This window comes from Halolamina litorea, from assembly GCF_026616205.1.
GTDB classification, from domain to species: domain Archaea; phylum Halobacteriota; class Halobacteria; order Halobacteriales; family Haloferacaceae; genus Halolamina; species Halolamina litorea.
The window spans coordinates 259,185-267,810 of record NZ_JANHGR010000003.1; the positions used below are offsets into that span (position 1 = coordinate 259,185).

Annotated in this window: 9 protein-coding genes and 1 pseudogene; 1 reads left to right on the top strand and 9 read right to left on the bottom strand. The window is 62.4% G+C overall.

Translation table 11 applies throughout. The features are described from left to right. Window positions 1-13: 13 nt before the first annotated feature. The 7 genes and pseudogenes from NO998_RS15875 to NO998_RS15655 form a co-directional block, all read right to left on the bottom strand. A pseudogene (locus NO998_RS15875) lies at window positions 14-82 on the bottom strand (DUF7558 family protein); the annotation flags it as partial. A gap of 155 nt (window positions 83-237) precedes the next feature. Continuing rightward, window positions 238-1,407: a hypothetical protein gene (locus NO998_RS15630; RefSeq protein ID WP_267647977.1), complete on the bottom strand. Its 1,170-nt coding sequence runs from the start codon at window positions 1,405-1,407 to the stop codon at window positions 238-240. A gap of 66 nt (window positions 1,408-1,473) precedes the next feature. Then, window positions 1,474-2,214 carry an MBL fold metallo-hydrolase gene (locus NO998_RS15635; RefSeq protein ID WP_267647978.1) on the bottom strand — a complete coding sequence of 247 codons (741 nt, stop codon included), beginning with the start codon at window positions 2,212-2,214 and terminating at the stop codon, window positions 1,474-1,476. An 89-nt stretch (window positions 2,215-2,303) separates the two neighbouring features. Continuing rightward, window positions 2,304-2,930: a hypothetical protein gene (locus NO998_RS15640; protein ID WP_267647979.1), complete on the bottom strand. Its 627-nt coding sequence runs from the start codon at window positions 2,928-2,930 to the stop codon at window positions 2,304-2,306. A 528-nt stretch (window positions 2,931-3,458) separates the two neighbouring features. Next, the gene (locus tag NO998_RS15645; protein WP_267647980.1) at window positions 3,459-3,623 is read right to left on the bottom strand and encodes a hypothetical protein; all 165 of its coding nucleotides are present in this window, start codon (window positions 3,621-3,623) and stop codon (window positions 3,459-3,461) included. 149 nt (window positions 3,624-3,772) lie between these two features. Beyond that, window positions 3,773-4,954, bottom strand: a complete 1,182-nt coding sequence (locus NO998_RS15650) for a thiolase family protein (protein ID WP_267647981.1) — start codon at window positions 4,952-4,954, stop codon at window positions 3,773-3,775. A 117-nt stretch (window positions 4,955-5,071) separates the two neighbouring features. After that, the gene (locus NO998_RS15655) at window positions 5,072-6,652 is read right to left on the bottom strand and encodes a glycoside hydrolase family 99-like domain-containing protein (RefSeq protein WP_267647982.1); all 1,581 of its coding nucleotides are present in this window, start codon (window positions 6,650-6,652) and stop codon (window positions 5,072-5,074) included. Between the two features lie 279 nt (window positions 6,653-6,931). Here NO998_RS15655 and NO998_RS15660 point away from each other — a divergent pair, with 279 nt between their 5' ends. After that, entirely contained in the window at window positions 6,932-7,159 is a 228-nt protein-coding gene (locus NO998_RS15660; RefSeq protein WP_267647983.1) for a DUF8139 family protein, read from the top strand. 5 nt (window positions 7,160-7,164) lie between these two features. Here NO998_RS15660 and NO998_RS15665 read toward each other — a convergent pair whose 3' ends face one another. Then, window positions 7,165-7,683, bottom strand: coding sequence for a hypothetical protein (locus NO998_RS15665; RefSeq protein WP_267647984.1), 519 nt, complete (start codon window positions 7,681-7,683; stop codon window positions 7,165-7,167). Window positions 7,684-7,896: 213 nt separating this feature from the next. Continuing rightward, a partial coding sequence (locus tag NO998_RS15670; RefSeq protein WP_267648218.1) for a DNA-binding protein occupies window positions 7,897-8,626 on the bottom strand: 730 nt, incomplete at its 5' end.

The window sequence follows — 8,626 nt, forward strand, 5'->3', positions numbered from 1 at the left end:
TCAGTGTTTGGGGTCACTCCGCTGGCACCGCGACGAGGTGCTCCTCGAGGTCACGCGTCCAGTACGTCGCGAGCCCGCCCGGTTGTGACTACGCACGCAACGGCTATCTCTCAGATGGGGAGGCTCGGTCGCTTATCGAGGCGATTGGCACGCGTCGGAGCTGGGAGAACAGCCCATACGTGACGCAACTGCCCAGCCATCTAGAGTAGCGAAGAGAGGTTGCGAACGCTACTGCCTCTACTGGAACTGTTTCCGAAGCGCATCCTCGACGACATCTGCCAGCGATTCAGACGGCGTGTCCTCGTTCTCGACGACAGCACCCAGCAACGCAGCTATCGAGCCATCGTCACGAATCGGAACCGCCCCGTCAGCGTCGTCGACGCCGACGGCCCCGCGCAGGTGCTCTAGAGCGAACGCCTCAACACTCTCGCCCTCTGCGGTCGCACTCGAAAGAAGGGTACTGAGCACCGGGCCGGCATCAAGTGAGAGCGCCTCGACTTCGGCGTCGAGATCGTCCCACGGTTCGTCCCCTCGGAGAATGTCGGCGATGTAGGCGTCGACGGCCTCCCGGACGAACACCGCCAAGGGTGTCTCAGCGGCTTGACCACGCTGCTGGGCAAGCAAGCCGATGGCGGGGTCGACGGTGACGGTGAGCGCATTTGTACTAACAGGCGTTCCAGAGCTGTCGTCGCTCGTCGACGTCTGCTCTTCGGCCTCGGACACGATGTCCCCCTCTGTAGACTCAGTCTCAATGGTGGAGTCACTACTGGAAGCAGCCCCCGATGCCTGCGTCGAACCACCATCAGTTGCTTCCACACTCTCCATCGACGCCTTCGGCGCCGAGCGAATATGGAGCTGCTCTCGAAGCGCCTCCACGTCGACGTCTTCTCGTCCGAGTTCGACTGATTCGCGCCGATGTGCTGCTGGCGCTGTGTCGACAGCGTCCAGTAGGGCAGCGTCGATGCGATCGGCGTCGAACTGCCCAGCCCTGTTCCGTACCCGACGCTCAACGTACTCAGTGACCCATGGTGGAGCAACGTAGGTCCCGTCCCGATAGAGCACTTCCTTCCCACGGGATCCAGTTGGCCACGAGAACGAGTCCCACTTGTCCTTGTACCTCTCCAAGGACTTCCCCTGTTGGTGCGTGACGACGACGTGAGTTGGCGAGATCGTCTCAACGACGTCGTCAAGGACTTCCTCAGAGGGGTGATTCGAGAACCGATGGCTCGAAACAGTCCCGGCGAACTCACTCCCGGTTGCGGCCTCAGTACCCCCACCCTGCACTTGGACGAGTGAGGCACTCGGGTCGTCGGCGATAGACTCGAACAGGCGGGCGCTGCTGCCCTCCACAGGGACTTCCGGGCCGGCGATGGTCACTGCCCCGTGCTCGAAGCAGGCATCGGGCATAGCGAACTCTGGAACCGTTTCGATACGGTCCTGTTCGTAGCCGAGGGCGGTGTAGAGCTTCGCTGCTTACCCGGCCAAGATGACGGGAACGTCAACATCGAGTTCGTCGTCGACGCCGGCGAGAAGGATTGCGAGGTGAACCCCAGTAAGCCCACTTGCCGTACAGAGTGTGCGCGAACCAGCGTTGGTTCGTTCGGAAATCGTGGCGACAGTCCGGGTGAGGTTCTCCTCGAACGCTCCGGTCGTCGCCGCCGTCAGGAAGAGGATATCCACGTCGGCGTAGGCCTCGGCGTCGAAGCCACGGTAGCCAGCAGCGTCGCGCTCGGTGAAGTCGCCAGTAGCGAGCATCGTCACTTGGTCGTCGCCGTCAGCGGCGCGAATGAGGAAGCCACAGGCGCCGGGCGCGTGGCCAACAGGAACGGGCCGAACGCGAAGGGTGTCTCCGAGAACGTCGTGCCACTCCGAGATCGCTTTGACGCGGTCAAGCACCTCGTCCGTGTTCGAGAGTCCGTACTGATCGGCTCCTTCCGAGAGGACGTCATCGAGAATTGACGCCGTTCCGGCACTCGTCAGAATCGGGGCTCCATCACGATGTGCCTCACCAAGGGACTGGTAGTGGTCAAGGTGGGCGTGAGTAAGCAGGATGGCTGCGAGGTATTCGTCTTCTCCGAGCAGCTCGTCCGTATCGACACCGTCGCCGGCGTCGACGAGCACGCAGGGCGTCAGCTCCGTGTGGTCCTCCTCAATACGGATGAGAAACGACTCGTTGCCCCGACGTGGGTTCGCATGCTCGTACGAGATGTCCACTTGTTGGGTAACAACCACCTTCGTTATCAACGTATGGGGGTCACCTCTACACTCGCCGTCCAGCTTCGTGAATGTGTCACCGCTCGCGCTTATGAAGCGGAGTCGGTGCCGTCGAGTCGGCGACCGAGGGCCGCCAAAAGGTCGTCCGGTCGACTGCCTGCGGGAAGCGACTTCGTCCCCCCGTCGACGAGCTCCATCCGGAGCGTTCCGTCCTCCTCCGTGACGGACCTGACGTCTTTGTACGGAATCCGCTCCGTCTGGTCCCCCACAGTCCAAGATCTGTTGAGCAGGTCCATCGAACCATCGTGGTGGACTGTCAGCGCCGACTCACCGAGGGTCACGACGGCGAGGTCGTAGCTTTTCGGACAGTCAAAGCCGACCACGGAGTCGGAACCGACCGCTAGCGAGTGAATAGTTGATGTATCGTCTAGGCCGAGTTCACCCGCCACGGCACGGCGGACGCTCCTCGTTCCGTCGTCGAACGCATCCCCACTGTGTCGGTTCACGGCCCGCACCCCGGCGACAGCGATTCCCAGACCGGCGACCAACACGCCGATTCCCAGTACAGTCCGGTCGGCCGCGAACAGGAAATTGCCGCCTAGCATCACCGCGAGAGTGACGACCCAGGGCCACTGCCAGCCAACGGACCACACCCGTGTGACTGTCCCGACGTCGATCGTTCCCTCCTCAGACACGGTTTGTGCCTCCGGAATCACGCCACTCGTCGTCGACTGTCAGGCGAGTCGGTACGTTGGGAGTGTCCTTCCGCCTCGCTTTCGAACCGTGGTCGCTCGTAGTTCCGTCCGTCCAGCGGTTCGTCCGGAACCCGCGGGGATGGCGTGGACTGTGGACTCGGCCGCATCGAGTGCTCGCTGACGCCTGATGCGTTCGGCCGCCTCCACGACCGTCTCGAGCGCGACATTCGACCGGCACGTGAAATTCTTCCGCTGACAACGTCTCAGGTGGGTTGCGGAATCGAATTCCATTGGACTTGCCGGGGAAGTCTTGGTCGCTGGGCGTCTCACCACGCTCGGGTTCTGTCATCGAACGAGTCCCGATACGCGTTGGAGTGCCAAAACACTATTGCAACAAACGCACAATACTCATGTTGGTCACCCGTTCTCCAGGAAACAGATAGAGTAAACTGCGTCTCGGGTAGGCCGGTTGACATTCTCCCCGCCCCGAATGGCGAGGATGTCAAAGGGCGTCTAGTTGGGTACGTGGCCGCTCACGACAGGTGGCTCTCAGGAGGATATGTAGCCGATCAGCTGGCTCGCCACATCCTCGGTGCGGTCGTCGATCAGGCTACGGGCCGTCGTGTCGTCGATGTCCGCTGTGTCGACGCCGGCGGCGTCGCGGTCCTTGGTCTCGGTGTCTACAAAGCACGTCGTGAAAACAGGAAGTCCCACCCGCAAACGGCGAACCGCGTCAGCGGTGAGCGAGTAGGATGGAGAGGAAGTCACCGACGAGTTTCAACTATCAGTCTCCATCGTGACGAGCGATTCATTGTTCGAGTCGGTACTCCGTTGCCGACGGGCTGCTCGCCCTGTCGAGGGAGTCAAACGCGCTCGATGAGGGTGGCGATACCCTGCCCGAAGCCGATGCACATCGTGCAGAGACCGTACTGACCGTTGCATTCCGCCAGTTGCGCGGCAAGCTTCCCCAGCAACACACCGCCGGTCGCTCCGAGTGGATGTCCATGAGCGATCGCGCCGCCCCAGACGTTGGTTTTCTCCCAGTCGGCACCGGTCTCTGCCAGCCACGCGAGAACGACTGGGGCGAACGCTTCGTTCACTTCGAACCGGTCGATGTCGTCGACAGTTAGATCATTCTCGGCCAGAATCTCGGTCGTTGCTGGAATCGGGCCCGTCAGCATCGTCTTCGGGTCGACTCCGACGACGTGTGAGTCGACGATGCGGGCCATCGGCTCCCAGCCATGTGTTTCACACGCCGCCTTCGACGCGATGAGGAGCGCCGACGCGCCATCGACGACACCGGAGGCGTTCCCTGCGTGGATGACGCCCTCGCCTTCCTCACGAAAGACGAGCGGGAGCTCCCGCAGCGTCTCCGCATCGGTTTCCGGGCGCGGATGTTCATCACGTTTGACGGTGACTGGTCCGTCGTCGACCTCGGTCTCGACAGGAACGACCTGATCGTCGTACTTCCCGGCTGCGGCCGCATGTCCCCATCTCGTTTGGGAGTCGACGGCAATCTCGTCGACTTCCGCCCGGCTGAACCCCCACTGCTCGGCAATTCGCTCGGCCCCCTCGCCCTGGGAGGTTAACTCCTCGAAGTGCTCGAAATACGTCTCAGTGACGTTCTCGGGGTCAGCGTAGCTACAGTCTGGGGAGGCCGTATCACTCGCCATCGGGACACGCGTCATGTGTTCGACGCCCCCGGCGACGAGCACGTCGTGCATACCCGCCTTGATCTGTCCGGCTGCGAAGTTCACGGCCTGCTGACCAGACCCACACATCCGATTGAGCTGGACGCCCGGGACGTCGTCGCCCCAGCCAGCAACCATCGGCGCGATGCGGGCGATGTTGCTCCCTTGCTCGTCAATCGGGGTGACACAGCCGTAAATCACGTCCTCGACAGCCGACCCGCCGTCGAACCCGTTGCGTCTTTCGAGCGCTTGAAGCGGTTCCGCAGCGAGATCCTGCGGGTGAGTATCGGAGAACGACCCGCCGTGTTTTCCGAGCGGTGTCCGCACCGCGTCGACCACGTACGCGTCCTGCATTATCCGAGAGTTTGCGATAGCGATGCTTCACCTTTTGGGATATGGCCCATCTCAGCGATCGGGGAAAATCGCCGTCGATGCGTATGGAAGACTCTCGATTCACTACCGGCTTGACCCTCACCCGAGTTCGAGTCTGTAGCTTCCGGACCCCTCTGCAAGCGTCGTTTTGTCATGAACGTCTCCGTCGACTTTGAGCGCGACATCCATCTCTGCTGGGGCAAGGCCACTGATCTCGATTTCGCCGGCATCGGGAAGTGACGGGACGTCAATGGCGGTGTCACGCTGCCCGCCAAGCCAGCGCCAGGTGTTTTCCTCGGTGCTCTCGGGACCGTAGGACCCGAGCAGGAATTCGACCGTCTCGCTTCCGGTGCCGACGTCGAGGTCGATGCGGGCTTGGCCGTCGTCGTCGCGGATAGTCAGTTCATCCAGCATGAACGAGAACTGCCGCCCGTTCTCGATATCCGGGTTCATCTCCGACTCCGCGATGAGTTTGCCGAACGAGAGCACGAACGTCTCGCCGTCGATAGTCGGCGGCGAGCGCTCGGCTGCAGCGAGTGCTTCAGCCGTGACATCGAGATACGCCTCGCCGTGGTCTTCACTCGGCTCGATTGCCGTGTCTTCGTACCACTCGTTGAACGACGTGACGAGCACCGGGCCGTCGGCGTAGTGCCGGGCGACGTCGGCGCTCCGCTCGTAGCGCTCTGCCGAGGGTTCGAGGGGGACGTTGTCCCGTTGATCGTGAGTGAGTTCTGTGTCGTCGAAGCCGGGCATCGCTGTCGGGATCACGTCGACGCCGACGTACTCGCTGCTCCGGTACCACTTCTCGTAGCCTGACTGGAGATCATCGATGAACTCGTCGGCGGTTCGGCCGCTCACCGTGTACGGGTTGTACGTTGTGACAGCGTCAGCGACTTCCAGTATCGGGTGTGTTCCGAGCCCGGAGGCCGCAGGGACGCTGGCGATCAGGTACGGCCTGACCCCGGCAGCTTCGACAGCTGCCTCATACGCCGCAGCAACATCGCCGTGAAAGAGCCGCGCGACCCAGATGTAGAGGACCGGGCGACCGTCGATACGTTTGTAGCTGTCTCGATCGAAGTAGTGCTCTCCCAGATACTCGAAGTCATTCACCAACTGCCGTTGGTTCGTTTCGTCGCTGAGGTCGATCGGATCGACGCCGAACTGCCCGACTGTCTCGTAGAGGACCGACCAGTCGAGTTCGTCCGAGCGGGGGTGGCCGAGGATGTCCTCGCGGAACCGGCGGTCGTGGCCGCTGTTCCGTCCCCACCACGACACGTTCAGCCACGAAATTCCTGCCTGCCGACACCAGTCAATGTGCTGTTCGATGACGTCAGGGTTGGTGGAGTCGTAGTTGCCGAGAACGGGCGTCGACGGTGACTCGAGGCTCCACTCGCCGCCGCGGTAGTCATGTAGCGGCGCACCGTACCAGGGGTAGTAGTGTGCGCCGACGTCGCGGACGATGTCCGGGCGCTCGGCACGGACCACAACCTCGCCCACGTGTGTGCCTGCAACGGTGATCGGCTGCGTTCCGGTCGTCGTCGGTGAGCCGGTGAGCGTGATCTCTCGTTGTTCGCCGGCGCCGAGTGTGAACGAGTGTGTCGTGATCGTCCGCCCATTCACCGCGAGTGGTAGGGTGACCTCCGTCGACGATGAGCCGGTATTCTCGACGCGACCAGTCACGACAAGTTCGCCCCCTTTGAGCAGTGCCGATTCCTCGAGAGAGAACTCGGTTTGGACGGCTGATTCCTCAGTGGTCGGTCCCCCGGTTTCGGTCGCTGACTCCGACGTCGACGTGTTCTTGGCTTCGCCCGTTCGTCCCCCACAGCCGGCGAGTGCGGCTAGCAGAGATGTACTAGAGAGTTTGAGCGCCCGCCGACGAGAGAGATCCGGCATTGGTCCAATTAAAATATTCTTGATAGATTAATAGTGTCGGCTCTTGCTCACCCGACTCGCTCTGTAATGAAGCCTCAGGAGGGTGACCGCGTCCGAATCGACATCCCCGATAAAACCGACCCCGACCACGAGCGGTACCACGGTCGGCAAGGGACGATCATCGAGGTGCTCCAAGACGATGCCGGCGAGTCAACTGGGGACGAACGGGATTCAATCCTCTACCGGGTCGAACTGGACGACGGCCGCGTCGCCGACTTCCGCTGGCGTGACCTCCGTCCAGCGTTCGACGGCTGATCTCTCTACCGGCGAAACTGTCCGTTCGGCTGTGGAACCTCCCCGGCCAGGATTTCCAAGTTCGTTCGTCTGAGGTGCTTACAGCCTTCTTGCCCGAGGGTATCACCCCGATTTCGCCAGTCTGGACAGGAACAGCGGATCTCCTCAACGTCGACTTGGTACGTGTTGCCGCTCTCGCTCCGGACGTCGTAGATCGGTCCCAATGCGCCGAACTGCACCACCATCTGCTCAGTGAGTGCCCGTCGCGTCCGTGGGTCGTCGATCGAGTACCCACCGTCGCTGAGTGGCGTCGACGAGTCTGGACCCGGGCACACCTCCTGGAAGTGTCCGGCGCGGTTCCGTTCTTGCCCACAGTTCTGACAGCGGTAGAACCGCGCCGTGTAGCTATCTCTGTCTGAGAGATCGATGTCGTAGTCCGTCGGTCGCTTCCCGATGAGTCGTTCGCTGACGATTGTTAGTTCGTGGCCGTTCGGATTTCGGATCTCCGGCTGTGCCGGTTTCGGGGGGAGTTGTCTTCGGGACATCGTTTCTGAGAGGCACTGTATCGCGCCTCCAGCCCTGCTGAGGCGCCAAAAACCGGGACCGTGGGTCGCACTAACCAACAGCGAACTAGCACAATCCCTCGGCGCGTGCGAGGCGCGGCGAACGCCGCAACCGCGCGCGAGGGGCGTCCGAGCCCGCGAGGACGACGGCTGGGGAGGTAGCTGGCCACACGAAAAAGAGAGGCCGAGATGGCCTTACTCAGCCCACCACGCCTCGCGCTCGGGGAACGAGATCGACGACCGCCCCGTTAGTGCAACTGAGACGCGCCCCTCGTACCAGCTCTTCGCGACGTTCCGAAGCACCACACGTTCGCCCTCTTCGACAACCGGTTGCGCTGACCGCGACCAGACCGTCAGCTTCGTCTTCCCGCTCTCGTCTTCGATGAGCCCCACCTGTTGAATAGCTGGACTCGATGGGTCCCACAGGGTCGTCACGACGCCGCTGACACTCACCTCACGCACTGGCACATCCGCAAGCGCCGCAATGGGGAGCACCTGCCCGGCATCAGTCTGTAACTCCTCGAAGACACCGACGACCGCCGCCGTCTTCGAGACACCATCGACGACCCGCTCAGCCAGCCGCCGACTGATCGCCGCCCGCGACCACCCCGGCAGCATCCCTGACAGCCGCCTCGCTTCTTCGTTCACCCAGCCCAGTTCCGCTTTCGACACTTGCTCGCGCGCATCAGCCCGCTCCGGGTCTTGCCACGGATCCACCGCCGCCGCTCGCTCTTTGAACACTCGTCGCTGTTCGACGCTCGCCTCACGAACCACCGTTCTCGTTCGCGCCTCTCTATCGGAGTCCAGCCGTCGATCGAACCGCTCGGCTGTTCGCTTGATCTCCCACTCACGCGCTTCCAGTCGCTCTTCGGCTTCCAGTGTCAGCCCAGCCCGCCGCCCATCTGGGTGATTGGTGTCCACCTTC

Excerpts from the sequence above, each read along its gene's own strand:
- NO998_RS15650 (WP_267647981.1), bottom strand. The coding sequence starts at position 4,954 with ATGCAGGACGCGTACGTGGTCGACGCGGTGCGGACACCGCTCGGAAAA.
- NO998_RS15630 (WP_267647977.1), bottom strand. The coding sequence starts at position 1,407 with ATGCCCGATGCCTGCTTCGAGCACGGGGCAGTGACCATCGCCGGCCCG.
- NO998_RS15660 (WP_267647983.1), top strand. The coding sequence starts at position 6,932 with ATGAAGCCTCAGGAGGGTGACCGCGTCCGAATCGACATCCCCGATAAA.
- NO998_RS15665 (WP_267647984.1), bottom strand. The coding sequence starts at position 7,683 with ATGTCCCGAAGACAACTCCCCCCGAAACCGGCACAGCCGGAGATCCGA.